Here is a 26,375-nt window from a genome sequence, read left to right on the forward strand (position 1 = left end):
GATAGCGAAGCTGGAAAAAACGACACGCCGGCCTCGCCTTTTCCTCGTGGTCAGATCAACTGGCTCTCGAGTTCCTGGAGTAGCTGATAGCACGGCATCACGCTCGCCAGGCTCGCATTCGGTTCACGTAGCTCCCGGATAGCTGCAATAAACTCCTGGTCTTGCGCGGCAATTCCACTCAACAGCTGATCATCAAGCTCAATTTTTGCACCGCACCCGTCGATCAGGCTATCGTAGCGGGCCACGTACGTTTCCCCGTCTCCGATGTAACGGAAAGTCGATCCGAACGGACCTTGATTATTGAAGCTGAGCGACAGCGTGCACAGCGCCCCTGACCCGGTCTTCATCTGTATCGACAGATCGAGCGCGACACCCAGTTCGGAATGGACAGGTCCTTGTAATGCGTGAGCGACCTGTACCTTTTCCCCCGTCTGATATTGAAACAGGTCAACAGTATGCGCCGCGTGATGCCACAGAAGATGGTCCGTCCAGGTGCGCTGTTGGCCTAACGCGTTCAAATTGCTACGTCGCAAGAAGTGAGTTTGTACGTCCAGTTGACGCAACACGAACGCACCTCGTTCAATCCTTTCGTGTAGCCACCTATGCCCTGAATTGAATCGTCGTGTGTGCGCGCACATTGCAACCAGTCCTGTGCGTTGCTGACTTTGCACAACGGCTTGCGCCCCCAACAACGAATCAGCGAGCGGAATCTCCACCAAGACATGCCTTCCAGATTCGAGACACAGCACGGCTTGGTCCGAATGCATGGGGGTGGGCGTACAGAGAATGACTGCTTCGACTTCCCGGAGCGAGAGCATTTCCGGGAGATCCGAACAAACATGTCCGATACCATAACGAGTCGCCAGATCCTCGATCCGGGGAGCTTCCTTTCCGGCAATCGAAACCACTTCGACGTTCTCGAGCATGGATAGTGCCTCCAGGTGCTGGATACCTATCGCACCGGCACCCATGAGCCCAATTCGCAATGGCTTAGTCACGCATTCTCCATTATCAGCATGCCGTATGCGGTGTTGGATGCTGGCACATGATAGAAGCGATGAATACGACGGACCGACGAATCGAGCGCCCCGCGCATGATCAGCCACATAATAATTTCCAACCCTTCCGAGCCCGCCTCGCGCAGGAGCTCCGTATGACTGATCCTGGCGAGTGATTGCGGATCGCTTTCCATTTTGTCGAGCCACATCTTGTCGTAATCTGCATTGATCAGACCCGCCCTCTCTCCTTGCAATTGATGTGACATCCCCCCTGTTCCGAAGATGGCGACCTTCAGATCGGGCTCGTACGCATCAATGGCTCGCCGCAAGGCCTGCCCAAGACGAAGACATCGCAGCGCTGTGGGCTGAGGATACTGAATCACGTTGACGCACAATGGAATGATTCTGCATGGCCAAGCCTCGGGTTGGCCAAACAGAAGCGAGAGAGGTACGGTTAGCCCGTGATCCACCGTCATCTCACTGACCATCGCAATATCAAACTCATCCTTCAACACAAGCGATTCGGCAAGATGCCACGCGAGTGCCGGATCGCCCTGGCAGACTGGCACCGGCCGTGGCCCATATCCCTCGTCATGCGGGCTGAACCGCTCACCCATGCCGATCGCGAAAGTCGGGGTCATGTCCAGAGCGAACCTCGATGCATGGTCGTTGTACACGACGATCGCAACATCCGGCTTCATCTTTTCGATCCATTTACGAGCTGGCTGCACTCCTTCGAAGAGCGGGCGCCAGTAGGGATCGTCGACCTTGCCGTGATCAATCGCAGCGCCGATGGACGGCACATGTGACGTCCCGACGCCGCCGATTATCCTAGCCATTACATTGCTCCTTTACGCTCCGGTTACCGGCAATTGGCCGACCGCCCGACACCATCATCGTGCGGAATTCGTCCACACTCATCGGTTTGGCAGACATGGCAGCGCCAACGTGCTGCATCGTCAGACCATCAAATATGGCCAGCTTGAACGTGTAGTAAATATTGCCGCCCAGCCTCAACATCTCCAGCCAATTGCGAGCAACAACCGCGTTGCGTTGCTCCACGCTCAAAGCAAACCTTGAGAGGTAAGCATCGGGGTTTTGACGAAAGGACTCGCGGTTGGCGGCAAGGTCCAATGACTTGCAAAACATGTTTAGCGCAAACCCCTTCCGGCACCGCTCCCCGTCAAACACGTAGGTGCCAGGAATATCGTCGTAATCGCGCTCGTGAATCGATTGCATCAGTCGCTCCAATAGAGGCGCATGGGGTTGTCGACGAGCAACTTGCGCTGAAGCTCGCTTGTCGGTGCGATCTGGGAGATGAAGTCGACCAGGATGCCGTCGTCTGGCATGTGATCCTTAAGGTTAGGATGTGGCCAGTCCGTCCCCCACAACACGCGATCAGGGAATGTTTCAACAAGACGTTTCGCGAACGGCACGACGTCCCGATACGGATTCGCCTGCCCTTTGACAGCCCGGGGCCCGGAAACGCTCAAGCGCTCCGGACAGCTCACCTTAGACCAGACGTTCTTGTGCTCACGCATGAACCGAACAAACAGTTCGAACTCTTTTCCATCGACGGGTTTCGTGACATCCGGGCGTCCCATGTGGTCGACCACTACAGTCGTCGGCAGACCGCTAAAGAAGCTCCATAGCTCGGGAAGATCGACGGACTCAAAGTACACAACGATATGCCAGCCTAACGCGGCCACTCGCCGAGCAATTTCCTGTAGTTCGTCTTTAGGCGTGAAATCAACAAGTCGCCGGACGAAATTGAATCTCACCCCGCGTATGCCGGCAGCATGCAGATCCTGCAACTCGTCATCGGAGATGCTCCGTCGCACTGATGCGACTCCGCGTGCACGTCCCTTCGAACTCAGGCAGGCATCAACCAAGGCGCGATTGTCTGTTCCGTGACACGTAGCCTGGACGATGATGTTCCGCGCGAAACCTAGCCGGTCACGCAGCGCGAACAACTGCTCCTTGCTTGCGTCACAGGGCGTGTACTTGCGCTCCGGCGCATAAGGAAACGTGTCACCGGGTCCAAAGACATGGCAGTGAGCATCGATCGCGCCATCAGGGAGCTGGAAGACGGGCACGGAAGGCTCCGGGCACCAGTCCAGCCAACCCGGACTCTTCTGGAATTCCATTTATGTATTCTCCGAATCGCGACTTCACGGGAATGAACCCTCGTACCGCAGTGGTCTCGTTTCGAGACAACCCGTCAATCGTCAACGTAGGTCAGGCCGGCTTCGGCTAAGGCTTCGCGCATGTTGTACATGTCCAACCCCAACACGCCGGAGGCAAGCTTTCTTCGCTTCTCCTCCTCATTCGCCACCCGTGCCGCTGCTCGGTCGGCCGTCTCGTGGACCACGCTTGCGGGCACTACCACCACGCCGTCATCGTCCCCAATCACGACATCACCCGGATTGACCAACGCTCCCGCACAGACGATTGGTACGTTCACGGAACCCACGGTCGCCTTGATGGTGCCTTTGGCGCTAACAGCGCGAGAAAATACGGGGAACTTCATCGCCGTCAGATCGAAAATATCTCGACAACCACCTTCGATAACCAGACCAACCGCGCCTCGTGCTCTGAAGCTGGTGGCGAGCAGATCGCCGAAGAAGCCATCTGTACAGTCCGCCGTTACAGTCGCGACCACGATGTCGCCCGGGCGAATCTGTTCTGCCGCAACGTGTAACATCCAGTTGTCGCCAGGATGCAGCAGCACCGTGACCGCTGTTCCGCAGACGTGCGCGCCGTCATAGATCGGACGCATGTAATTCTTCATCAGGCCGGTTCGACCCATGGCCTCATGCACGGTGGCCACACCGAATTCAGACAGACGCCGAACAGCGGATTCCTCGGCGCGAGCAATGTTTCGTTTAACCACGCCGATCTGACCTACTACCGGGTTGGTGCTCATAAGTTCAACTCCCTTTTCGCTTCAGTGCAGCGTCAAGCCTGGGATAGACGCGCCGCGCGTTGCGCTCGTAAATCTTGGTTCGGTCTTCGTTCGACAGCGTCTCTGCCGCGTCGATGTAACGACGCGTATCGTCAAATTGAAAGCCCGTTTCCGGATCTATACCTCGGACAGCACCAATCATTTCGCTTGCGAACAGGATGTTCTCAACGGGAATGACTTCGGTCAGGAGGTTGATTCCAGGTTGGTGATAGACACACGTATCGAAGAAAATATTGTTAAGCAGATGATCCTTAAGCGGAGGGAGCTTCAGCTCTTGCGCCAAACCGCGAAACCTGCCCCAGTGGTACGGCACGGCACCTCCACCGTGCGGAATGACAAACCGCAATGTCGGAAAGTCCTGAAACAACTTTGAAGTGAGGCATTGCATGAATGCCGTTGTGTCTGCATTCAGGTAGTGAGCACCCGTTGTATGGAAACAGGCATTACAACTGGTAGAGACATGCACCATTGCCGGTATGTCGTACTCAACCATTTTTTCGTACAACGGGTACCAGTGACGATCCGACAAAGGAGGAGACGTCCAATGTCCCCCGGAAGGATCAGGATTCAGATTGACTGCGACAAATCCATAGTCGTTTACACACCGCTCCAGTTCCGGAATACATGTCGCTGGGTCGACACCGGGCGATTGCGGGAGCATCGCTGCGCCGATGAAGTTGTCGGGGAACAACTGCGACACGCGATAACACAACTCGTTACAGATCGACGCCCACGTCGAACTGGTCTCGACGTTGCCAATGTGATGCGCCATGAAACTCGCACGCGGGGAGAAGATCGTTAAGTCGATTCCACGCTCCAGCATCTTTTTCAACTGGTTTCCGGAAATCGACTCGCGCAACTCATCGTCACTGATTTTCAGCTCATTGACGTGCGGGGCCTGAGCGGGGTCAGTCAGACCCGCGATTTGCCGCCCCCTCCACAACTCCAGGGCTTTCGGTGCGGTCGTATAGTGTCCGTGACAGTCAATAATCATCGCGTCTCCGCCAGTTCGAATGCTTTTTCCTTGACCATCACCTCGCCACGCATGATCAGTCGCGCCGTCCTCAGTAACGCAGCACGTTTAACGACGTGTGGATTTGTGGCATCGACTTCCAGTTCAACACTGAACTCCCCGGATGGATGTTCGATCGATACCTGCTTGACAACGCCACTTGATGTAGAGGCAAGGTCGTGCGCGACACTGCCATCAAGTACACAGGCAGTAGCGACAGTAACGGCCGCTAGCACACCGATAGCGTCATGGCAGACATGAGGAATAAAGCAGCGCGTCGATAATGCTCCGCCTGCGACAGGTCGCGAAACGAGGCACATCTTTGGGTAGTTCTTTGACGATGTGTCGCCAAGACCCATTGCTTCACTGCACCTACGTCGTAACGCTTCGAGCTCAGCCTTAAGCTCGATATCGGCATTGAGATCTGCAACCGACTCACGCCCGGTTCGGTCCAGCGCCTCTGCCGGCACCAGCACCATCGGCATTCCGTTATCGATGCAGGTCACGTCGAGCGTGCGTCCGTCGCCTAGATCAATGCGATCCCGGACCCGACCCGTGGGCAACATCGCCGAGCAGACGGAGCCGGCCGTATCGAGGAAATTGATACTCACCGGCGCCGCAGTTCCAGGGACGCCGTCGATTCGCGCAGAACCGTCGTATTCAGGACGTCCTTCCGGCGTGTCAACGGTGATGTCACAGGACATTCCAGTGTTCAGCGTCAGAACGCGCGCGGTCGTCTGCCTTCCTCGAGGTGCGAGCAATCCCACCTCAAGGGCAAACGGAACGACTGCGGCAAGCATGTTCCCGCAATTCGGGGTCGTATCTACCGTGTCCGCGTCTGGCTGCAACTGTGCGAATAGAAACTCGAGATCGATATCGGGGCGAGATCCCCGCCGGACGATACCGACCTTGCTGGTCAACGGATGAGCGCCGCCGAGTCCATCTATTTGCCTCGGGTCGGGCGACCCCATGACGTCGAGCAGCACGCGGTCCCGAGTGGACAGGTCGGTTGGCAGATCCTCCGCCCGGAAAAAGGGGCCTCGCGAGGTTCCGCCGCGCATAAACAGGCAGGGAATGGGGCGCTGCATGTGTCTCCTGAGGGGTCGTGTCATCTTCGATACCGTATTCTTTTACACTATCTGATAGTACACAATGTCATTTCGTGTATATTAGATATGCCACAATTGCATCTCAGGAGACGGCCATGGAACTTCGTCAACTTGAATATTTCGTCCACGTTGCCGAATTGGGCAGCTTCACGAGGGCAGCGAACCTGCTTTCGATCGCGCAACCCGTCTTGAGTCGTCAGGTGCGTGCGCTTGAGTTGGAGTTTCGGCAGGTGCTTCTTGAAAGAAACGGGCGCGGAGTCACGCTTACGGAACCCGGAAGGCGGCTACTTGAACATAGCCGGAGCATCCTTTCGCAGGTCCAACGCGTCCATTCAGACATGGAAGACGAACGCGGAGAGGCGACAGGAAGGCTCGTGGTAGCCTTGCCGCCGAGCGTAAGTTCCGTGTTGTCTGCGCCTTTAGTTCGGAGATTTCGCGAATGTTTCCCGAAGGCGACGCTTTGTATCCTTGAGGGCCTCTCAGCGTACGCGCTGGAATGGTTAACCATGGGGCGCGCGGACTGCGCTATCGTCTACACAAATTCGACTTCCCCGAGCGTCGAGCTGTCCCCGGTATTGAGTGAGCAGTTGTACCTGGTCTCGTCCCGCTCGGCGCCTCTCTCATCAGAAGATTTGCTGGCGGGGAAACCCGTCAGCCTTGCGGAAGTGGCTCAAAAACAGCTTGTCATGCCGAGCCGTCCACATTCGATTCGCCTTCTGCTGGAGGCTGCAATGGCTCAGGCATCGTTAAAGCCCTGCATTGCGTTGGAGATCGAAAGCATTCCCGCCATTCTCAATCTCGTGCATGACGAAGAGCTTCATGCAGTGCTTTCGCTGAAGGCCGTGCACTCAGATGGGCAACAACAAGAGTTCCTTGTGCGCCCTATCGAAGATCCTCCGCTTCACATAACGCTATGGATTGCGACGTCGGCGCAGCGCCCACGAGGCCCCCTGCTCGAACTGGCCATACCGGTTCTTCGTCAGTTGCTGTGTGACCTGTGGCGGACGCGGCTTTGACATCGGTCGCCCGCTGAAGGGCGTCATCCCCGGCCACATCCATCGTGAGTGGCTGGCGACGGCCGCTCGGAAGATCTGACGCGTGAGGGATGATTACGCAATGACCCGGTTCGCCAATCGGATGTTGCAGTTGGAAGATGCAACGCCTATCTCAACAGCCGCGTAAATTAGTCCACTGGCGATTTGCCAGAAAACGCTTATCGCGTCTTCTGGCGTTTAGAAACGGCTTTCTAAACCTTTAGAACTTATGACGGATACCGACGACCGCCGCAACCTGGTTTGACGTTGACGACGGCGAGAAGGGCGTCATCCCCGGCCACATCCATCGTGAGTGGCTGGCGACGGCCGCTCGGAAGATCTGACGCGTGAGGGATGATTACGCAATGACCCGGTTCGCCAATCGGATGTTGCAGTTGGAAGATGCAACGCCTATCTCAACAGCCGCGTAAATTAGTCCACTGGCGATTTGCCAGAAAACGCTTATCGCGTCTTCTGGCGTTTAGAAACGGCTTTCTAAACCTTTAGAACTTATGACGGATACCGACGACCGCCGCAACCTGGTTTGACGTTGACGACGGCGACAACTGGTTGATGTTTGCGACAGCTGCGTGTTGCGTCGAGTCTGTTCCGCTCGCGTGTTGGTAGACGCCATCGACGTACACATCAGTGCGCTTCGACAGAAAGTAGTCGGCGCCCAACATAGCCTGGTGGTACTTAGCGTCACTCAAGCCATAGCCTTTCGTATAGTCATAGGCCGCGCCGAGAAGCAGTGACGGAGTCAGCTGATACTTAAAGTTGAGTTCGGCATTGTGAAATTTGCCCGAACCTCCCTTGTAGCCGACCGGGTTCAGTCCCGCGCCCGACTCGGTGCCGACATCCTTATATTGCGTGTTGCTATACGTTGCCCCGATAGTTGCAGCGCCAAACGTGTATGCGCCCGCGACAGCAATTACCTCCAGCGTGTGCGCCGACGCAAAGCCCGATATCACACGGCTGCTCGGGAAGTTTGAGGCAGAAGGGGTGGTCGTGGTGCTGCGCGAATTGGCGTTGTTTCCCCAGAACGAATAGTTCGGATCCTTCACGTTCAGGTAGCCAGCACCCAACTGCAGCGGGCCGTTGGCATAGCCTGCTCCGACCGACCAGATCTGGTTGCGGTTGAACTGGCCCGCATTACCACCGAGACTGTACAGACCTCCGAACGTGAAGCCTGCATAGTTCGCGCTCGTGAACTTGATCGCGTTGTTCACACGGTTCGTGTTGTTCATGTTGTCAAGATCGGCCGGGTGCGCGGCGAAGTACGATCCCCACTGGCTGCCAACTTCAAGCGGACCGGTGTAGTCGACTACGGAGTCGTACTGACGTCCCAGCGTGACTGTGCCAAACTGGGAAGACGAAAGACCGACATACGCTTGACGACCAAACATGTCGCCGCCTTGCCCCAACGTGCCGTTGAACACGTTGAAGCCATTTTCCAATACGAACAGAGCCGTCAGACCACTGCCCAAGTCTTCCTTGCCGCGCAACCCCCAACGACTACCCTGAAGGTTGCCGCTGCTGGTAAAGAAATTATGTTGCCCGCCTACGTTGTTGGTATAAGCGATACCGGCATCGACTACACCGTATAACGTCACACTGCTCTGCGCATGTGCGCCAGTAAAGACGCCCAAAGCAGCCAGAGCGAGAAGCGACTTTTTCATTCCAAAGATCTCCAGAGGTGGGTTTGAATTTTGATACCGAATCTTGAAGTTATGTGAGGGGCGCCGATTCCGTATGGCGGCGTCTTTGCTAAATCAATCAAGACGACAACGTCAGTGACGAAAATTATTTTTTACCCGTCAATTAGTAGTACTAGTTTATATAGTTTTATTGTTTTTTCACCGTTCCTATAAATATTAATCGGTCTCCTTCTGCAGGGTCAGTGCTTCAGCGCGCAGCGCACGAAGACTCAGACACCCACTAACCAAACATGTTGTAACGAAAAACACATTCACACCCATCTAGGGTCGACGGTGGAGCATGTGTACAGTCAATCGAGGTCCGAACAGCCCAGTTGCATCACGTAAAACTAGTCTGGTAGGCGCCGCGCACGGAATGCATAGTAAATCTGCACTGCCGAGGAAACTCCCAGCAGGGCAAGGCTTACAGCGCGGAGAAACTCAGTGCTTGTGGATCGTTCACTCCCATGCGTGAGCACCCATCCCGCCAAAGCCGGTCCGAGGGAAATGCCCCCGACGGCGACGATGTAATAAACGCCGTTCATCTGTCCGGTCGTATCGAGCTTTGACATCACGCCCAGGATCATCGGATTGATGACCCAGTAGGCAAACGCGAACAGCAATACTGAGGTTACAAAAATGAACAACGATTGGGGAACCGCAAGCTGCATCACAACGGAAAGACAAAGCGCAATGAAAAACAGCGTAATAATAGGAGCAGATGCCTTCCGATCTCCGGCGAAAACCGCCGTTCCGGATCCCACTGCACTGGCGATAGCAGCCCAGCCAAGAAGGGACGACATTTGAGTATGGCCAATTGCAGCAGTCTCGCCGAGGACCGAGATGAAGGGCCAAAAAGTTCCGACGCCGAGATAAAACACGCCGAAAGTGATCGCAAGAATCAATTTCTCACCCAACCCTAGCGCGTGCGGCGTGCTGGTCGAGATTGCCTTCTTTTTCTCGACCTTCGCGTTGCTTTCCGGTACCCATCCAATCAGCACCAACGCAAGCGGGACGGTCCCTGCAAGAATGACAAAGATCGAATTCGCTCCGCACAATCGATCAATGAACGGCATCGCGAAGGCGGCGGCGGCTCCGTAAAGCTGTGTGCTTGTTGAGTAGAGCGCAGCGGTCTTCCCAGGACGGCCCGACAACGCGATAAGGATCCCAAGACGCCCAAGACCAAAGCCCGCACCGAAGCCGGACAGGCAACGTAACGCGTAAAGCATCGTCCCCGGATCACTCTTGAACGAAATACTGACCAGATTGGCAACCATCATCAGGGCGAGAGCGCCGAACAGATAGCCTCTACGTCGCAGAGCAAACGGAAATGCCGTCGCCACAATGCTACCGGCGCTTGTCGAAATCATCTCGACCGTCAAGAGGTAGCCTGATGTTGCCTTGTCAAAGCCAACCGACTGCACGAAGGCCTGGATAATCAACGGCTTAAGGGATGAGGTCGCATGGCCAGCGATGCCGACCAGCACAATCGCCAATATCGGCAACGCTGCGACGATGCCCGCACGCGACCACCCACGTTCGACCGGAGGGTCAACTAGGGCAGACTCGATTTTTTGATGATTGCTTGCTGCAGGGTCGCTCATTTCAAATGTCTCCTCATCTGTGATCGACTAATTAAACCGTTGCAGATCCGTCTGGTCCAGCTTCCCAGACCCCGCGGGTGCGAGTTCCTGACGGCAACCATGTATCCCGAACGGACTTCCTGAGAAGCACATGCCAAGACATGGGTTGATTGAAAAACTATGTCACACCTCAGTGGAATAGATCGCATGCAATTACGACGAGAATGGGCGGAAGACTTATCGATATCTCCGGCAAAATAATCAGTCTACCTGTCCATTGTGTGATCAGTCTGCCTGTATATATGCGAAGCGTATGTAAGGGAATCTACTTAGGCACTGAGTCACCGTGACCCGAACCGATGCGTGACTGAAAGATTCGACGACCGGATGGATGAACGCGCGCGGTGCGCAATCGTCGTATAAGGTCGGAACACCGCTGGCGATGCAGCCTGGCACCCGCGCCGCATACGCTCTTGTTCGGGCCGTCACAAGGCAAACCGCCAGTTCCTTCGCCTTATGCTACGGACATCTCCGGTTGAACATCGTTGTCGCATCGTGAGCCAATTTCTCCGCTTCGATCCATACTAGAAACATTCATGGTCGGGCGCCGTGGGCCCGGAGGAAACACGCACCACGACCCGTCATCGTGCCTGAAGAAGACGAAGGCAAAAGTCCCTGATGCCCGTATTGCTTTGATGCAGACGTACCGCCACGGCTTGCTTCGGGTATGGCTGAAATGCGTCACGCGTGCGCACGCGGCTGACTCGGCGCCCAGCCACTTTTCGACTAACGATCGCAGAGAGGTGTCACGAAAGTTCATCATTCGTCTCCATGCCGGATTGCGTATTTCCAACACCGTTGGCCGCATCCCGCGATTCGAAGGGCAGGCCCTTTGCCCGTCAATCCGACGGATGAGTGGCTGTGTGGTACAGACAGGTGACCACCACCCATTTAATCAGTCTGCCTGCTCACTTATAGTCAGTCTGACTGTATAAATTCGGCGCGTATGTAAGGGAATTCACCAGGTTGGCTTTCCCATCTTTCACCATCGGTTTTGCAGCACTTTGCGAAAATCTGACATGCCCACGACTCGCGCGCCTGACCACGCAACATATCGCCTACACAGGGTGCGTTGGATCTTGTCTTGCCGCTCCAGTACTGGACTGACGGAAACGGATGCAGTTAGGCGTGGGAATACCGGCTTGACCTGCAGCTGATGGCTCTATCACTTGACCATGCGCGCTCAGAGCGCGGTGACAGGGAGCTAATTGACCCGGTACGAAATGAAGGTCATCCAGCGACGCTTCAACGATTGGACCGTGGGGCCAAGGCCGGTCGCCGGTGGGCACTTCCGGGACAAAGTGGTCTATCGAACTGTTGCTGAGCTGTGTGAGCAACACGACGCTCGCCGGATGCGTTGTTCTATCTACAGGACACCCCACTCTTCTACCAATACATCCGGTGTGCTCGTTACGTCCCACCCGGCGGGGAAGACAAACCGCGACTCCGGCCACGGCATGGCCGGCCGAACCGTCTTTCCGCTTAGCGCTGCAAGACGCTCTCAATGTCATCAGTCAGCGTCATCGTCGCTTGTCCCGAGAGGATTTTGTCAATGAGGAGGGCATGCGCCTGTTCGTCGGGATCAGTGCATGCGTCGGTCACTACGACGAGATCATAGTCAAGATCAAAAGCCTGCCTCACTGTGGAGAGTACTACGCCACCAGTTGTGATACCGGCGACGATGAGCGTTTCAATGCCTCGGGCGCGCAGCAGCAAGTCAAGATCAGTACCGTTAAACGCGCCGATCCGGTGCTTGACGACGACCGGTTCGTTATCGCGCGGCGTCAGGCTCGGATGAATTTTCATGCCCTCGCTGCCCGGAACAACTACGCCGTTGTCTTTCAAGTAGGAGAACAGCTTGTTGCGCGGACTGATCTCCGGGTATCCCGGGCGAAAGTCGACGGTGACGTGGATCGTCAGCATGTTGCTCGCGCGCGCCGCGTCAAGCAGCTTCGCCGCACCGCTGACCACTTCAGCGGCGGCCGTGGGTGTCAGGAAATTGTTCAGGACGAATCCCTGAAAATCCATCAGCAGCAGCGCAGATGTCGTGGGGTTAATGCTTAGCGATTGGGTCATGTAGAACTCGGTTAGTTAAACAAGAAATACTGCGCTAGTCACGCCTGGAAAAGCCGATCGTTTTCCAGTTCCATACCGCGCCGACCAGCAGCACGAAGCAGGTTCCAAGAAACACCGCTCTGATTCCGATCTGGCCTCCGATGAACCCTCCAATCAATGGACCAGCCACCTGACCAGCAAACTGTGCGGACAGTGAATAGCCCATGACGGTCCCAACCAGATTGTCGGGGACATTGTGTCGAATCACAGCGGTGATGCATGGCAGGAGCCCGCCCAGAGCCAGCCCCATCAGGAAACGGAGTAAGACGAGCTCCCACTCCTTGGTCACGAATGCCTGAGGTATGAGCAACAGGCCTGCGGTCGTGAGAGCCATGATGATCACAGTTGAATGTCCAACGCGGTCGGCGATCTTGCCCAGCTGCGAGGCCGAGACAATGCTTCCTAGCGCCGCGGCCGCCATAACGAAGCCAGCAACGGCAGTGACGTGGGCGCTGTTTGGACCGCTCACGGAGGTCACACCGTCGGCATTATTGACAAGCGTGGCGACATAGACGGTGATGATCGGCTCAATCGACATGTTCGCGACCATCAAAAGAAGACCAGTGGCCAGCATGATCACTACAACTCCCTTATTCGGTAGTTGCGACCATCCTTTTTCGCCTGAATTTCTGGTGGCCTCCGACCTAAGTGGTGCCTCGCGAACAAAAAATGCCGTGGCAACGAAGGCGATAAAGATCAGCCCACCCGCAGCCCAAAAAGTTGCCCTGATCCCAATTAACGATGGAAGTGCTCCCCCTGCCAATGGCCCGAGCAGATTACCAGCCATCACGCCAGACGCGAGTAGCCCGAGAGCCCAAGCAAGGCGGTCCCTTGGTGTCTGAACGGCAATAAGGATGGTTGCGCCAGACGAGTAGCCACCGGCAATCCCCGCCAGCAATCGCAACCCCACGAACTGCCATATGTTGGTGGACAGCCCCATCAGGGGCATTGTCAGTGCCATTCCGAAACTCGCACGAACCAACATCGGTTTGCGTCCGAAACGATCTCCAAGGTATCCCCAGAGCGGAGCAATAAGCCCGGCAGCCAGAAAATTGGCACCATATGCAATTCCCGCCCATTGCACGACTGCCTTATGACCTCGGACTCCCAGTTGTTCGACGTAGATCGGAAGGAACGGCAGGATCAGCGTCATCGCGAAAACGGTCGAGAATGAGCCAAAAAGACAGATGGCAAGATTGCGTTGCCAGTAGTCGTGACCGTGCAATTCCATACCCAACCTTCGCAAGAATTACGTAGCTTCGTATACTAACTTGGTATACCATTTTGGTACAGCGTATTTGAAGATGATATTGGGAGACATAAACGTGATGACTCAGAGCCAGCTGGTCGAAGATCGGCTTCGGAGAATGATCCTGGACATGGACCTTGGTCCCGGAGAGCGGCTAACCGAACGATCCCTTGAGGAACTACTACAGACCTCACGCACGTCTGTGCGAACAGCGTTATTCCGGCTAGAAGCGGAGGGACTTGTAAGCCGCAACGGCAGGGCGTGGCTCGTCCCCCCTATCGATCTTGAGGAAGTTAGACAGCTGTTTGACTATCGTGAGATTCTCGAAGTCGCTGCGATCCAGCTCGGCGGGCCCGCAGCTACCCCCTCGGAGCTCGCTGAAATGCACACGATCCTCAACTCAATAGATATGAATTCCACGCCCGAGCAGCGCGCTGAGGCGTCGCGCCAATTCCATCTCAAGATAGGCGGGCTGGCTAAAAATGAATTCGTGACGCGAAGTATTGCGGATTGCATGAACCGCTTACTTCGCGTTCGCTGGATTGAGATCGACAATGCTGACGCCGGATGGACGGAACACCGAGCTGTCCTGCAAGCTCTGCAAGACGGGAATGTGGGCCATGCGATCGCATTGACCAAGAACCACATAGGCGCCGCACGAGAGCGGTTAACGTCGGCACTCACTGCGCGACCGCGAACCTTGCGCGCGCGCGGAATAGTTGTTTCATGATTGGACGACGGTCTTATTGGGCAGCAGCGTTGTCTCGCCTGCATCTGTACCGCCGAGCCGCGCTGCGTGCCCCCTTCATCGGGAAAACCGCCGAAAATGGGGCTCAAACTCAACTGGCGAATATTACTGACCGACTACGAGACCCGGTTCTGAGAAATGTGCAGATGTAAAATCGGCTCGTGGATACCCACGATTCCGCAACAGCTAATTCAAGCCTGCTGGAGTCGCGAAATCATGTGGTACATTGGCAACAAAGAGTGCAATGTACACAAATGACCGTACCTATCGCGTAGAGATTTCTCTTATATGAACGTTGATCGAAATCCCGTTGCGGAACTGACGTCGGTCTCGGAGCTCGCATTCGAGCTTCGGGAGACCTTGGGAAGAGGTGCAAGACTGATCCGGGTCGAGTCTGGTCCCCCACTGTCGCAACTTACGGTGTTAGGCCATCTGCAACGGAAAGGTGCAATGAGTACGAACGATCTTGCCGCAGCAGAACGCGTCCGTCCTCAATCAATGTCACTGACCGTCCAAGCGCTGGAGAAGGCCGGTCTGGTCGGCCGCAAACCGCATCCCACTGACGGTCGAGCCACCCTCGTCCAGTTGACGCGTAAAGGCACTAAAACCTTGGAGAGCATTTTTGCGACCCGAGAAGATTGGTTGACGTCCGTAATCGTCGAACAGCTGACGGACGACGAACGTCAGGAACTACATCGAGGATTGGCCCTCATTCAGAGAATCATCCACAACCGGGAATAGTTGGCCGACACAGCTTTTTGCAGCGATCCCTCACCGCGTCGGCCTACTCACCATCAACAACCTACGCCGGTGCAGCGAAACGGGATTGCGGTAAGCGTAGCCGGAAAATAATCAGAGCCAGCGAGGCGCCCCAGAGGGATATCCGCTTATCCTCAACGAAGCACAGCCATGATGCTTTCAGCGTCACTAACCTGGAATTCACCGGGTGCCTCGACATTCAAAGTCGCGACCACGCCATCGTCCACTACCATCGCATAGCGATGGGAACGAATCCCCATGCCACGCGCTGTCAGGTCCTGCTCCAGTCCAAGCGCATGACTGAAGTGAGCGCTGCCGTCTGCGATCATTTTTATTTTGCCCGCGGTTGCCTGCTGACGTCCCCACGCGTTCATGACAAAGGCGTCGTTGACAGAGACACACCAGATTTCGTCAACGCCCACTGCGAACAAATCCGCGGCTGCGTCGATGTACCCTGGCAGGTGTCTGGCAGAGCACGTAGGAGTAAATGCGCCGGGTAATCCGAATATCACCACGCGCTTGCCCGCTGCCCGTTTGCGCACGGAGAACGCACTCGGTCCGACTGCACAGCCTTCCGTCGCTTCGTCGATGAACTCGAAGAGACGCACATCTGGTAACGTGTCACCTACTTTGATCATGCCGTGTCCTTGTTAAGTGCTCTTTGCATCCCACTTCGCGCATTCTTTGCACGAGAACGATTGCAATTCCATTTGCCTGGATCTACCGCGGTTCAAACTTGCGAAGGCATCGATGTAGAGAATACGGCCGGCCTGTATAACCAGCGAACGACTCCGGGACCTCCGATACATAGACCGCGCCCTTGGAGTCGACTGCTACCGCGTGCGGAGCAGGAAATTCCAACCCAGGGCAGTGCAGTTGGCCGATGATGGAGCCCTCCGACGAACGTATCGTCACTCGACCGGGCAGTTCTTGCGCCGCCCGGCCAAGCCGCCAGGACTTGATATCGGCAGGACCACGTGGCAACTCAGTCACGTATGCGTTCCCGTGCCGATCGAATGCTACATCCGTAGGTCGCTGAACATTGTTCCATACATCCAGCAGTTCGCCGTCGCACGAGAATATCTGGATGCGGTCGTTCTCCCGGTCACACACCAGCACGCGACCTTCAGCGTCGACCGTGACACTGTGTGGAATGACGAAGCAGCCGTCACCAGCCCCTGGACCGCCCCAGGAAAGTATCAACTGACGATCCGCGGAAAAACGGTGCACGCGACAATTACGGTATCCGTCGCTGACAAACAGTTCTCCATTCCGCCACGGTGCGACCTTGGTAGGCCGGTTGAACGGTGGACCCCCGACCATGCCGTCGTACGCGATCTCGGCGCTCGAAGCCTTCGCGTCATATCCCGTATCCGACGGCGTACCCGTACCGATTGTGTCCAAAAGACGCCCAGTCCTGTCGAACACGAAGACCTGGTGGCCCCCATCATCAGCGACATAGACTGTGTCATCCTCACCAATCGAGATGAGGTGAGGACGCGGGGAAAAGCACCCGCCTCCCCACCGGTTCAACACGGCCCCATCTGGACTCATCACCGTGACAGCGTCAGCGCCGCGACGGAGAACATACACCCGATCCTGCGAATCAACAGCAACGCCGGTGACGTCACGCTCCCACGTATCTTCGCCCCAACCGGCGACTTCCTCGAAGCTCATCGTGAACCTCACTTTGCCCTTGTACGGACCCAGTGCGGAACGAGCGATGGCCGCTGATCTGATGCACCATCGAGAAGCGCCGACACAGGTTCTTCGTCGATGAACCAGTCGGAGAAATCATACGACTGCCAGGCGGCATCGCCAGCATCGAACGACGAAATCTCAAGCGGATTGCCGCTAGGATCTGAGAAATAGATGGAAGAGATGAAGCGGTGTTTATTGTTCGCACCTCTTCGTTCGGACACTTCAGACACCGCAACACCTTGCGACATCAGGTGCTCGCGGAACCACACGACCTCAGCATGCGAGGCTACATCGAACGAAAGGTGATCCAGCTTCTGGGGTTCCACCGGCCGGCTCCACTGCGCCTTGCTTTCTGCCGGCCAAAGCACCGAACTTACAGGAGCAGGCGGTCGCTCAGTAACCGTGGGTGCCTCGTACAGTGAAAACAGCTCACCATTACCCATCTCGAAGAATACCTGTCGAACCGTGATATCTACGGCGATGGGAGACGTCTCGACCTGGTCCTGAGCAGCCGACCCGCTCGAATGATGTGCTGATGAACGCAGACCCTTTGCGGTAGTGGCGAAGCGCTGGGTCCGTACCACACGCATACCGAGCACGTCCCTGTAGAACCGCACGCCCTCATTCATGTCACGGGTAAACATGACAAGGTGGTTAATCCCTAAGATCCGTCCGGATGCCGCACCCGATTCTTGCAGGATTCGACGGTGACTGGGCAGTTCGTCGGTATCGGACGATCCGCCTTGCTGAGTCAACATTGCCATTATTGATACTCCTAATATCCGTTTGATTTCACCGTTGCGACGCTCTGCCCTGGTGTTTGTCATCTGTTGACATAACGGACGCAAAACGCGAGGCCAGGGTGCACAATCGCCTTCTGTCCGCTACCAACTTATTCCGCTAGGCATCGAGGACGAGGCGCGACGAGCACGACCTTGAGACACAAACCATGATTTTCTGCCCTGCTGCGCGCTCTTTTTGACTGAGCACCGAGTCGCGATGGTCGGGTATTCCCTCAAGAACTCGCGTCTCGCACGATCCGCACACACCCTCCTGGCAGGACGAATCAATGTCAACGCCGTGTTCCTCTGCGAGCTCCAGGATGGAGCGATCCGGCGGAACCGTTAAGACGAGCTTCGACCGCGCGAACTCGACTTCAAACGCGCCATTCGCCTCGATAGAGCCATCGTCACGGGGCGAAAACCGTTCATAGTGAACTCTTTCGGCCGACCATGACGCGCAGATGTCGTCAATCGAAGAAAGCATCGGTTCAGGGCCGCAGCAATAGAGGACGGTTTCCGAGTCAGCCTCGTTGATCAAGGCAGCGAGGTCGAGCTGGCCCTTGAGTTCGCTCTCGTGAAGCGAAACCTTGTCGCCGCCTAGTGCGCGTACCTCATCGATAAATGCCATCGACTCGGCTATTCGCCCGCAGTAGACAAGGCGCCAGTCTGCACCGGCTGCGGAAACCTCTGCGATCATCGGAAGGATCGGCGTGATGCCGATTCCGCCCGCGACGAACAGATAACGCTTAGCCCGAACGAGCGGGAAATTGTTACGCGGCGCAGATACACGAATCGTATCGCCTTCCGCAAGGACTTCATGGATATGAGCTGAGCCGCCTCGACCGTCCACCGCACGCCGTACGGCAACCTGCCAGTGACGCCGATCGGCGGTTTTGCCACACAAAGAGTACTGCCGCACATAATCCACACCATTCGAAGCGAAGTGGACGTCGATATGCGCTCCAGGTTCCCACGTTGGAAGTTGCAACCCATCCTTACGGGCGAAAGTGAGACGAACGACCCCCGTCGCCACCGCTTCTTTCCTGGCGATCACAAGTTCGAAGTCGCGTTCAGACATAGCCATTCCTTGATAAACAAGCGAGCCACTGCTGTTAACCCACGTGGCCCGCTTCACCACGAGTTTGCAAGTCGAGGTTGATCTAATTAGATTTCGAGCACGACCGCATCACCTTCGACGGAAATCGGAACCGTCTCGACACCTGCTTTCAGCCGCTCGAGTTCCTCGGGCGATTCGATCGTCACCGGGTAGCTACGCACTTTCTGCTTCGACTTGAAAATCGTCCGTCCAGTCTTGATTTCGAACTCCCAATGATGCCAGGGACAAGACACGATCTCACCATCACGCACCCAGTGCATTTCCGGCATGCCATCCGTCCGCAACGCTGCTGTCGACGTCCCGCGAACATGGCCTTTGCAAAGCGGGCCGCCCATGTGCGGACAAGTGTTCTTCAGCGCGTAAAACTCGCCATTGATGTTGAATACGCCGATCCCGCTCTTTACCTTTTCCGGATAGACGATCGTTGAAGAGCCGGGCGGAAGATCGTCGGCTGCACCCACTACGTATCGCATTTTCTGTCTCCTGTTCAGTCCTGGCCGGTCACGAGCTCAACTCGGCCGATACTCGCGACGCGATACGCGGATAAAATTCCACCGCGTTATCGGCAAAACAACGAGCGCGGTCTTTCTCCGACCACGTGGGGAACACGTCCTCTGCTTTTGCACCATCCCAATAGGGATGACGGCTGCCGTAGACGACGAGCGAAGAATTGTCACCGCCAATCGTCCCTGTTGCTGCCTTGCTGTGCGGCGAGATTTCGTCATCCGCCTGAGTCACGAAGCGAACATGGCGGGCCAGGTATGTCGTCGGATCATCGCTCACCCACGGCACCTCCATCCGATCGGATTGCCAATCCTTGTCCGTCCGGATTGCCAGCGAACGCGCCGCATGCACGCTAAGGTCGCCGAACACGACACGAAGCTCCGGCAAGCGCTCGAAGACGCCGGCGATAATGAAACTGGTCAGTTGCACAATCGACGCCATCGGGCGAAGCGCATGATCTTCCGCAAAGAAGCTCGGGAAACCGACCTGCGACGGCGGCGGCTCGATCAGTGTGGAAAAATCATCGTGGACATAAACTACGAGGCCGCGCTCAGCCGCCGCGCGCCAGATCGGGAAGAAGCGCTGTTCGCCAAAGGTCGCAAGCGAGCGCGCGGGCACGACCAGCTGCACGAACCGATCGTCATCAGCCCAGCGGTCGATCTCACGCAGCGCCGTATCGGTATCGTTCATCGCCAGGCGGATGGATCCAAGGAAACGACCTTCAGATTCCGAAGACTCCAGCCACTTTTTGAAAAGCAGGGTATTTGCGGCGCGCGCAACAGCAGCAGCCTGTTGCGGGTTCGGCCAATATCCGCGCGTGGTCGGGCTCAGCACGGCATAATCGACGTCGGTGCTACGAAGGTAGGCCTCGACGGCTGCAGGGCTCATTGCCTGTTCCGGGGTCACAGACAACTGATCGAAAGGAGAGCGGTACTTCTCGCCGAAGAGGGGAGGCAGCTTCAGGAAGTTCCAGGGCGAACCGATTGCCTTATTGAACTCGACGCTCCCCAGGACAGGGTGGATAGCGCAATCGATTTTCATCGTGCACCTCCTGCCAGATCGAAGCGGTCGACCGGCCTTGTTTTCGGCAAGTCGTAAATCACTCGTGCGTTCTCGTACATGATTCGGGTCTTCATTTCTGCGTCGAGCGAACGGGGAAGCGCCTTGCTCGGCGGGTCGTAGTCATAGTGCGGATAATCACTCGAGAACATCACCAGTTCGCGGGCATTTGCTTCTTCGTAAAGTGTTGCGATCTTGTGCGGATCCGTATTCTCTTCAATCGGCTGGGTTGCGAACCGGATGTGGTCGCGTACATACTGATGGGGCGTCTTCTTCAGCCCGAGTTCCTGACCGGTTCTTTTCCAATGACGCTCAAGCCGATCGATGAACGGCTGGTACCACAGGAAACCGCCTTCAATGAACAGCACCTTCATCTCGGGATGGCGGTCAAAAACACCATTGCAAATCCAGCTGGCCAAGTGCGCTCCGTATGCCATCGGAGCAATGAGGGAGTGGTACTCGACGAAGTATTGGAGAGGGCCCGTCGAGGTCCATCCCAGCGGCTGTGTAGCACCACCGCGGAAGTGCATGGCAATGGGAAGATTGTGCCGAGCGGCAGCTTCCCAGATCGGGTCATAGATCGGGTGACCGAATGGCCGGGGGCCATAGTGGCCAATTACCACCTGCCGAAATCCGGGATGTTCGCCCCATTTATCGATCTCTTTTGCGGCCGCCATCGGATCATCGATACCGATGGAGATGGAGCCAACATAGCGATTCTCAGCGTTGTACTTGGACAGCCACGTGTCAGCCAACCACGCGTTCACCGCGCTGGCCAGCGCCGTGTCGAGTCTCGGATCGACCGTGAATCCGCGAAAGCTCCAAGGCAACAAGATCGCGTAGTCAGTCGGATCGTCGACGAACATTTGCTGCCCGACCATGTCCGGATCCGAACCGATGTCACCGACCTTTGGATAGGCATCCTTACGCCCTCCACCCTCAAGCGTTCGATACGTCGGGCGGCTGAAAGGCACACTGGCGATAAGATTTGGGACATCCCGCCACGGCGCCTCCAGGTAAGGAATAAGTTCTTCGAACGAGCGCGGTTCGACATGGACATCCGTATCGATCACCTTGATATCAACGTGTTCGAGTTGGTTGTCCCTCACTTCCGGTCGTTCAAGTGTTGCAGTCGTCATATTGTGTCTCCCGACAATGTGGGGTCGTCGTCACGATGTTTGCTTGCGACGATGTGCGTGTCGTCGTGATATTCAGTCTGCCTGTATATTTTCCGAGTGTCAACTTTCAGGTACCAGGCGCAACCCTTGCCCAACGCGCCTTTGCGTGTTTCGCTCGATCAAGTCGGACCACGACAACGGCAAACTTTCATCGCAATCAAGCGCTGACAGTGACTAAAATCGAAGTCGCCTGAAACCCGCCATGCCCTGTGCCTACTTGTTCCCCGGTCATCTAGATGCACTGTCTTCCGCGTTCCGTGCCTTCCTCCCTATGCGACGGAAGTGGCACGCGGTTGAAAAAATTAGGTAGATTCCCTTAGATACATCTGGATTATATGCAGGCAGACTGATGATGTTTGTACAGGTTGACTGATAACGCTTGCGATGCTTTTTTGAACAAAAGCAGACATCGAGCGACGATGCTTCTGTCGATGAGCATGAAGAAGGCATCGTTTGATAATTGCCTGCAAACATCGAAGGGCGCTATCACTGGCGCCGGAAACGCTTGTGCTCGAATCGCAACACAACAAGTGCGGGGTGAGCCACGCGGAGTGCTACTGATTTTCATATCCAGTTCGCGTGAATAAACACATGGCGACGCGATGTCTCACTTGTAAAGTGCAGGGACCCGCGCATAGGAAAATATCAGCCCTCGTTCCGCGGATGAGAGGACACCCCGCTCCAGCGACCTTCCCGCCCTCCTGGCTAGCCGTAATCGTCCGCCGGCGCCGCGCTCACTTACGGGCCTTGCCAAGAGATTCCGAACCGGCCAGCTGAGCTGACGGGCGATGCCCTGGTCCCTCAATCGGCCCGCAAAGTTCGCCCTTATAAATTGCATGCTTCGGCAGGGGAAAGCGAGGAAAATCATGCGAACGGGAAAAAGGCCTTGGCACGGTCACATCGCCGGACCAAGGCAAATCCCTCACAAACATGAACCTGCGAATCCGCAATAAAAAGGAGAAACGTTCGAATTTAGCTTCCGGCCTATATACCGCCGATGCATAGATACTTGGTTTCCAGATATTCATCCAGGCCGTAATGCGAACCCTCTCTACCCAGGCCAGACTGCTTTATCCCACCAAACGGCGCGACCTCGTTGGAAATCAAGCCTGTATTGACACCTACCATGCCATATTCAAGCGCTTCCGCCACCCGCCAGATCCGTCCGATGTCGCGGCTGTAGAAGTACGCTGCCAATCCAAACTCCGTGTTGTTCGCGAGATACACCACCTCCTCATCGGAATGGAAGCGAAATACGGGAGCGAGCGGACCAAAGGTCTCTTCACGAGCGACCTTCATAGCGGGCGTCGCGTCGGCAATGATGGTGGGCTCGAAGAAGCTGTGCCCGAGAGCGTGGCGCTTTCCCCCACTCACGATTCGGCCGCCATGTAGCACCGCGTCCTTGACGTGCGATTCGACCTTTTTGACGGCATCCTCGTTGATGAGCGGCCCCTGTGTGACCCCCTCCTGCGTGCCTGGCCCAACTTTCAACAACGCTACCGCGTCAGCCAATTTACAGACAAACGAGTCGTAGACGTCGTTGTGCACATAGAAGCGATTGGTGCATACACATGTCTGGCCTGCGTTTCTGTATTTGGACGCGACTGCCCCTGCCACCGCTTCGTCCAGGTCTGCGTCATCGAATACGATGAACGGCGCGTTGCCGCCCAGTTCAAGTGATAGCTTTTTGATCGTCGGGGCGCACTGCGCCATCAGGCGTGCTCCGACTGCAGTGGACCCGGTGAAAGAGAGCTTTCGAACGGCGGGGTTCGACGTCATCTCTTCACCAATCTGTTGAGGCACACCGGTGATAACCTGGAAGATGCCGGCCGGTACGCCTGCCCACTCGGCTAGCACCGCCAACGCCAAGGCCGTAAGTGGAGTCGATTCGGCTGGCTTGACGATTATTGGGCACCCCGCTGCAAGCGCGGGACCAGCCTTGCGGGTAATCATCGCCGCAGGAAAATTCCACGGTGTGATCGCGGCACAGACACCAACGGGCCCCTTCACCACCATTATCCTCCGGTCACTGGCGACTGCAGGAATAATGTCCCCATATGCGCGTTTGGCCTCCTCTGCGAACCACTCGATGAACGAGGCGCCATACAGAATCTCTCCCATTGCTTCAATTAGCGGCTTGCCCTGCTCGGCCGTAAGAATCTTGGCGAGATCGTCTTGATGCTCAAGCATCAGTTCGAACCATGTGCGGAGGATAGCGGCTCGTGCTTTCGCAGTGAGTTTGCGCCAAGCTGGCCACGCCTCCTGGGCAGCCATGATTGCACGGCGAGTCTCCGGCGTCCCCATCCGCGGCACATGTGCTATGACCGCTCCGGTTGCCGGGTTCATCACTGAAAATGTCTCGCTGTCATCGGCGTCACACCACTCACCGTTCAAGTAACACTGCTCGCGCAGCAACAATGGTTCGTGGAGATTTAGCTTGCTCATCTGAGGGCCTCTGTATCAATAAACTGGTCAGGTCGCCGCTGCAACCTTGGACTATGTGCTGCATCAAATCGCGATCGCAACAGATCCCGCCTTACCGATTCGCTGTAGCGCCATAAACATGCCGCATCAACCGGTCGGTTGAGTCGCCGCTAGTCGCACTGCGTATCGTTGCCGCCCGCAGGCGCTCTGACTTTCCTGTCCGTCGGATGGCTGATAGTCGCAAATAATGCAAACGCTTTTCGAGAAAAAAGACGCCGCGGTCACGCGGCGTTAAAAGGCTCGGCCCAAGCGTAGAGCCGACCTTGGAGATTCCAATGCCGGACGTATGACACCAGAGTGCCACCGCTGGATATTCAGATCCCGCTACCCATTCACGCCTCGACCCGAACGCGAACCGCTTATGACCTATCGAACCGGGGATGCTCCGCGATGTACCGTTCAAGAAACACTTGGAGATCTGCCGAAGTCGGTCGTGTTCCCCAATTACTATCACTATTGACCGTCGCCAGCGCCATCCACGAATCGGGTGCCCTGATGGCTTCGAGGATAACCCCCCCGTCGCTAATCACCAGTCGCCCCGTCGATGGTCGAAAGTGAGCCGAAATCTGCCGACAGTCAACACGCACCTGTGCGTGCACATTCTGCGACTTCATTCCCTCCTCCTTTTCCGCTTTTCGAGCTTGTCTCACGGTGCATGGCCGACAGCCTTTCCATCGCATGCATTCAAAGACCTGTCATCAGCTGCCAGAGCAACGCCACGTTCAGCAGCACAATAATCCCCGCGCATAACCATGCCATCAGAAGCGGAATTCGCTTGACGCGGAATCGGCCCATTAGCCGCGCATCCGATGCAAAGCGCACTAGAGGGACTACCGCCAGTGGCAGCTGTACACTCAGCACGACTTGACTAGCAACCAGTAGTTGATTCGACCCATGTTCACCAAACGCGCCCACTGCAAGTAACGCCGGCCCAATGGCAAGTGCACGAGTCAGCAAGGCACGAGACCATCGCACGCTCTTCAATTGCAGGAAGCCCTCCATCACCGCCTGCCCTGCCAAAGTTCCAGTAACGGTGGCGTTTAGCCCGCACGCCAGCAATGCCCCGGCAAAAATTACGCTTGCCCATTTACTACCGACGAGGGGTGCGATAAGGCGGTGGGCATCCGCGAGATCGCTTACGTCGTTATGGCCATTCGCATGGAACACTGCCGCCGCGACGATCAACAGCGACGCGTTCACCGTAAAGGCGAGACTCAGCGAACAAAATGTATCGATATTCACGCCCCTCATTGCGTCTGCTATGCGCTGCTCATCACGGCCTTTGGCGTGATCCTTCACAAGCGCCGAATGCAAATAGAGGTTGTGGGGCATCACTGTCGCGCCGAGGATGCCTGCGGCAAACCAGATCATGCCCGCGTCGCGCAAAAGAGCAGGGGACGGCGTGAACCCGGCAAGCACGCCGCGCCACGAAGGATTAGCAAGGGCGAGCTCGACAACAAAACAAAATCCGACGAAAAAAATTAACGTGGCGATAACAACCTGCAGAGGTCGTTGCCCCCTACTTTGCAGCGCAAGCATCACAAATGTGCCAATCGCAGACATCACCACGCCGACTCTTAGCGAAACCCCAAGCAACAGTTGCAACGCCACCGCACTGCCTACCACTTCGGCAACATCACACGCGACAATCGCGATTTCGCAGGTGATCCACAAAAACAATGTGGTGCGACGGCTATAGCGCTCCCGGCACAGCTGGGCAAGATCTAATCCGGTGACGACACCGACTCTTGACGCCACCCATTGCAGCAGAAGTCCCATCAGACTCGCCACGAGGACGACGCTCAGCAGTTGATAGCCATACTCGGCCCCGCTTCCAAGCGCCGTTGCCCAGTTTCCCGGATCCATGTAGCCGACCGCGACCATCGCGCCTGCGCCAACGAACGAGAACCATCGGCCGCGAACTCGAGGTGCACGATCCAAGGGGCCAACGTGGTCACATCCGATGCCACCCGCGATGGTAGAATGCGGCGCATTGTCCCTGCTCCCGGCGTGGACCGAGTCAGGGGACCCTGCAGCGATACAGACGAGGTCGTAATACCGAGCGCCGTTCCCCCACCCATATACTTCCTTCGAATTCGTCTCCATTGTCACTTCTCCGACACGCGAATCGGCCGCCAGACAGGCGGATGGAACTGGCCGTACGCGCCGTCGAGTTGCGCAGCAGCGGACATATCGCCCAACCTACAGCCTGAGTCGTTAG

The 26,375-nt window shown here is 56.3% G+C and carries 23 protein-coding genes; 3 read left to right on the plus strand and 20 right to left on the minus strand.

Going from position 1 to position 26,375, the window contains the following annotated elements; all coding sequences use genetic code 11:
- Positions 1-50: 50 nt before the first annotated feature.
- The 7 genes from BPHY_RS16275 to BPHY_RS16305 all read right to left on the minus strand — a co-directional run bounded on the left by BPHY_RS16275 (position 51) and on the right by BPHY_RS16305 (position 6,063).
- The gene (locus BPHY_RS16275; RefSeq protein WP_012402536.1) at positions 51-998 is read right to left on the minus strand and encodes a Gfo/Idh/MocA family oxidoreductase; all 948 of its coding nucleotides are present in this window, start codon (positions 996-998) and stop codon (positions 51-53) included.
- Positions 995-1,837 carry a class III extradiol dioxygenase subunit beta gene (locus BPHY_RS16280; protein ID WP_012402537.1) on the minus strand — a complete coding sequence of 281 codons (843 nt, stop codon included), beginning with the start codon at positions 1,835-1,837 and terminating at the stop codon, positions 995-997. The genes BPHY_RS16275 and BPHY_RS16280 overlap by 4 nt, the downstream gene beginning before the upstream one ends.
- Positions 1,830-2,237 carry a protocatechuate 4,5-dioxygenase subunit alpha gene (ligA, locus tag BPHY_RS16285; protein WP_012402538.1) on the minus strand — a complete coding sequence of 136 codons (408 nt, stop codon included), beginning with the start codon at positions 2,235-2,237 and terminating at the stop codon, positions 1,830-1,832. The genes BPHY_RS16280 and ligA overlap by 8 nt, the downstream gene beginning before the upstream one ends.
- Positions 2,237-3,145, minus strand: a complete 909-nt coding sequence (locus BPHY_RS16290; RefSeq protein WP_012402539.1) for an amidohydrolase family protein — start codon at positions 3,143-3,145, stop codon at positions 2,237-2,239. Before BPHY_RS16290 ends, ligA begins: the two co-directional genes overlap by 1 nt.
- Positions 3,146-3,219: 74 nt before the next feature.
- Positions 3,220-3,924, minus strand: a complete 705-nt coding sequence (locus tag BPHY_RS16295; protein ID WP_012402540.1) for a 4-carboxy-4-hydroxy-2-oxoadipate aldolase/oxaloacetate decarboxylase — start codon at positions 3,922-3,924, stop codon at positions 3,220-3,222.
- A 4-nt stretch (positions 3,925-3,928) separates the two neighbouring features.
- Positions 3,929-4,957, minus strand: a complete 1,029-nt coding sequence (locus tag BPHY_RS16300) for an amidohydrolase family protein (protein ID WP_012402541.1) — start codon at positions 4,955-4,957, stop codon at positions 3,929-3,931.
- The gene (locus BPHY_RS16305) at positions 4,954-6,063 is read right to left on the minus strand and encodes a 4-oxalomesaconate tautomerase (protein ID WP_012402542.1); all 1,110 of its coding nucleotides are present in this window, start codon (positions 6,061-6,063) and stop codon (positions 4,954-4,956) included. The genes BPHY_RS16300 and BPHY_RS16305 overlap by 4 nt, the downstream gene beginning before the upstream one ends.
- 116 nt (positions 6,064-6,179) lie before the next feature.
- On the opposite strand from BPHY_RS16305, the gene BPHY_RS16310 reads away from it, so the two are divergent.
- On the plus strand, positions 6,180-7,100 hold the full coding sequence (locus BPHY_RS16310; RefSeq protein WP_012402543.1) for a LysR family transcriptional regulator: 921 nt from the start codon (positions 6,180-6,182) through the stop codon (positions 7,098-7,100).
- 521 nt (positions 7,101-7,621) lie between these two features.
- On the opposite strand, the gene BPHY_RS16315 is transcribed toward BPHY_RS16310, so the two are convergent.
- From BPHY_RS16315 to BPHY_RS16330, 4 genes are all read right to left on the minus strand, one after another.
- The gene (locus BPHY_RS16315; protein ID WP_012402544.1) at positions 7,622-8,797 is read right to left on the minus strand and encodes a porin; all 1,176 of its coding nucleotides are present in this window, start codon (positions 8,795-8,797) and stop codon (positions 7,622-7,624) included.
- A 368-nt stretch (positions 8,798-9,165) separates the two neighbouring features.
- On the minus strand, positions 9,166-10,419 hold the full coding sequence (locus BPHY_RS16320; protein ID WP_012402545.1) for an MFS transporter: 1,254 nt from the start codon (positions 10,417-10,419) through the stop codon (positions 9,166-9,168).
- Between the two features lie 1,521 nt (positions 10,420-11,940).
- The gene (locus tag BPHY_RS16325; RefSeq protein ID WP_012402547.1) at positions 11,941-12,534 is read right to left on the minus strand and encodes a cysteine hydrolase family protein; all 594 of its coding nucleotides are present in this window, start codon (positions 12,532-12,534) and stop codon (positions 11,941-11,943) included.
- A 34-nt stretch (positions 12,535-12,568) separates the two neighbouring features.
- A complete protein-coding gene (locus tag BPHY_RS16330; protein ID WP_012402548.1) occupies positions 12,569-13,804 on the minus strand; it encodes an MFS transporter in 1,236 nt (411 codons plus the stop codon).
- A 97-nt stretch (positions 13,805-13,901) separates the two neighbouring features.
- Here BPHY_RS16330 and BPHY_RS16335 point away from each other — a divergent pair, with 97 nt between their 5' ends.
- Together BPHY_RS16335 and BPHY_RS43840 are read left to right on the plus strand one after the other, a co-directional pair.
- On the plus strand, positions 13,902-14,552 hold the full coding sequence (locus BPHY_RS16335; RefSeq protein ID WP_279612539.1) for a GntR family transcriptional regulator: 651 nt from the start codon (positions 13,902-13,904) through the stop codon (positions 14,550-14,552).
- Between the two features lie 306 nt (positions 14,553-14,858).
- On the plus strand, positions 14,859-15,311 hold the full coding sequence (locus BPHY_RS43840) for a MarR family winged helix-turn-helix transcriptional regulator (protein ID WP_012402550.1): 453 nt from the start codon (positions 14,859-14,861) through the stop codon (positions 15,309-15,311).
- Positions 15,312-15,463: 152 nt separating this feature from the next.
- Here the strand turns inward: BPHY_RS43840 and BPHY_RS16345 are convergent, their stop codons facing one another.
- From BPHY_RS16345 to BPHY_RS16385, 9 genes are all read right to left on the minus strand, one after another.
- Positions 15,464-15,967 carry a peroxiredoxin gene (locus tag BPHY_RS16345; RefSeq protein WP_012402551.1) on the minus strand — a complete coding sequence of 168 codons (504 nt, stop codon included), beginning with the start codon at positions 15,965-15,967 and terminating at the stop codon, positions 15,464-15,466.
- Between the two features lie 82 nt (positions 15,968-16,049).
- On the minus strand, positions 16,050-17,006 hold the full coding sequence (locus BPHY_RS16350; protein WP_012402552.1) for an NHL repeat-containing protein: 957 nt from the start codon (positions 17,004-17,006) through the stop codon (positions 16,050-16,052).
- An 8-nt stretch (positions 17,007-17,014) separates the two neighbouring features.
- A complete protein-coding gene (locus BPHY_RS16355) occupies positions 17,015-17,794 on the minus strand; it encodes a VOC family protein (RefSeq protein WP_012402553.1) in 780 nt (259 codons plus the stop codon).
- Between the two features lie 136 nt (positions 17,795-17,930).
- Complete coding sequence (locus tag BPHY_RS16360; RefSeq protein ID WP_012402554.1) at positions 17,931-18,890, minus strand: PDR/VanB family oxidoreductase; 960 nt, start codon at positions 18,888-18,890, stop codon at positions 17,931-17,933.
- Between the two features lie 86 nt (positions 18,891-18,976).
- Positions 18,977-19,402, minus strand: a complete 426-nt coding sequence (locus BPHY_RS16365) for a Rieske (2Fe-2S) protein (protein ID WP_012402555.1) — start codon at positions 19,400-19,402, stop codon at positions 18,977-18,979.
- 28 nt (positions 19,403-19,430) lie between these two features.
- The gene (locus tag BPHY_RS16370; RefSeq protein ID WP_012402556.1) at positions 19,431-20,474 is read right to left on the minus strand and encodes an amidohydrolase family protein; all 1,044 of its coding nucleotides are present in this window, start codon (positions 20,472-20,474) and stop codon (positions 19,431-19,433) included.
- Positions 20,471-21,631: an amidohydrolase family protein gene (locus tag BPHY_RS16375; RefSeq protein ID WP_012402557.1), complete on the minus strand. Its 1,161-nt coding sequence runs from the start codon at positions 21,629-21,631 to the stop codon at positions 20,471-20,473. The genes BPHY_RS16370 and BPHY_RS16375 overlap by 4 nt, the downstream gene beginning before the upstream one ends.
- Positions 21,632-22,654: 1,023 nt before the next feature.
- Entirely contained in the window at positions 22,655-24,115 is a 1,461-nt protein-coding gene (locus tag BPHY_RS16380; RefSeq protein WP_012402558.1) for an NAD-dependent succinate-semialdehyde dehydrogenase, read from the minus strand.
- Positions 24,116-24,838: 723 nt separating this feature from the next.
- Complete coding sequence (locus BPHY_RS16385) at positions 24,839-26,260, minus strand: Nramp family divalent metal transporter (protein ID WP_012402559.1); 1,422 nt, start codon at positions 26,258-26,260, stop codon at positions 24,839-24,841.
- Positions 26,261-26,375: the final 115 nt, after the last annotated feature.

The organism is Paraburkholderia phymatum STM815 (assembly GCF_000020045.1).
Taxonomy (GTDB): Bacteria; Pseudomonadota; Gammaproteobacteria; order Burkholderiales; family Burkholderiaceae; genus Paraburkholderia; species Paraburkholderia phymatum.

Coding starts and splice junctions, on each gene's coding strand:
- BPHY_RS16280 (WP_012402537.1), bottom strand. CDS start 1,837: ATGGCTAGGATAATCGGCGGCGTCGGGACGTCACATGTGCCGTCCATC.
- ligA (WP_012402538.1), bottom strand. CDS start 2,237: ATGCAATCGATTCACGAGCGCGATTACGACGATATTCCTGGCACCTAC.
- BPHY_RS16290 (WP_012402539.1), bottom strand. CDS start 3,145: ATGGAATTCCAGAAGAGTCCGGGTTGGCTGGACTGGTGCCCGGAGCCT.
- BPHY_RS16295 (WP_012402540.1), bottom strand. CDS start 3,924: ATGAGCACCAACCCGGTAGTAGGTCAGATCGGCGTGGTTAAACGAAAC.
- BPHY_RS16300 (WP_012402541.1), bottom strand. CDS start 4,957: ATGATTATTGACTGTCACGGACACTATACGACCGCACCGAAAGCCCTG.
- BPHY_RS16305 (WP_012402542.1), bottom strand. CDS start 6,063: ATGCAGCGCCCCATTCCCTGCCTGTTTATGCGCGGCGGAACCTCGCGA.
- BPHY_RS16310 (WP_012402543.1), top strand. CDS start 6,180: ATGGAACTTCGTCAACTTGAATATTTCGTCCACGTTGCCGAATTGGGC.
- BPHY_RS16315 (WP_012402544.1), bottom strand. CDS start 8,797: ATGAAAAAGTCGCTTCTCGCTCTGGCTGCTTTGGGCGTCTTTACTGGC.
- BPHY_RS16320 (WP_012402545.1), bottom strand. CDS start 10,419: ATGAGCGACCCTGCAGCAAGCAATCATCAAAAAATCGAGTCTGCCCTA.
- BPHY_RS16325 (WP_012402547.1), bottom strand. CDS start 12,534: ATGACCCAATCGCTAAGCATTAACCCCACGACATCTGCGCTGCTGCTG.
- BPHY_RS16330 (WP_012402548.1), bottom strand. CDS start 13,804: ATGGAATTGCACGGTCACGACTACTGGCAACGCAATCTTGCCATCTGT.
- BPHY_RS16335 (WP_279612539.1), top strand. CDS start 13,902: ATGACTCAGAGCCAGCTGGTCGAAGATCGGCTTCGGAGAATGATCCTG.
- BPHY_RS43840 (WP_012402550.1), top strand. CDS start 14,859: ATGAACGTTGATCGAAATCCCGTTGCGGAACTGACGTCGGTCTCGGAG.
- BPHY_RS16345 (WP_012402551.1), bottom strand. CDS start 15,967: ATGATCAAAGTAGGTGACACGTTACCAGATGTGCGTCTCTTCGAGTTC.
- BPHY_RS16350 (WP_012402552.1), bottom strand. CDS start 17,006: ATGAGCTTCGAGGAAGTCGCCGGTTGGGGCGAAGATACGTGGGAGCGT.
- BPHY_RS16355 (WP_012402553.1), bottom strand. CDS start 17,794: ATGGCAATGTTGACTCAGCAAGGCGGATCGTCCGATACCGACGAACTG.
- BPHY_RS16360 (WP_012402554.1), bottom strand. CDS start 18,890: ATGTCTGAACGCGACTTCGAACTTGTGATCGCCAGGAAAGAAGCGGTG.
- BPHY_RS16365 (WP_012402555.1), bottom strand. CDS start 19,402: ATGCGATACGTAGTGGGTGCAGCCGACGATCTTCCGCCCGGCTCTTCA.
- BPHY_RS16370 (WP_012402556.1), bottom strand. CDS start 20,474: ATGAAAATCGATTGCGCTATCCACCCTGTCCTGGGGAGCGTCGAGTTC.
- BPHY_RS16375 (WP_012402557.1), bottom strand. CDS start 21,631: ATGACGACTGCAACACTTGAACGACCGGAAGTGAGGGACAACCAACTC.
- BPHY_RS16380 (WP_012402558.1), bottom strand. CDS start 24,115: ATGAGCAAGCTAAATCTCCACGAACCATTGTTGCTGCGCGAGCAGTGT.
- BPHY_RS16385 (WP_012402559.1), bottom strand. CDS start 26,260: ATGGAGACGAATTCGAAGGAAGTATATGGGTGGGGGAACGGCGCTCGG.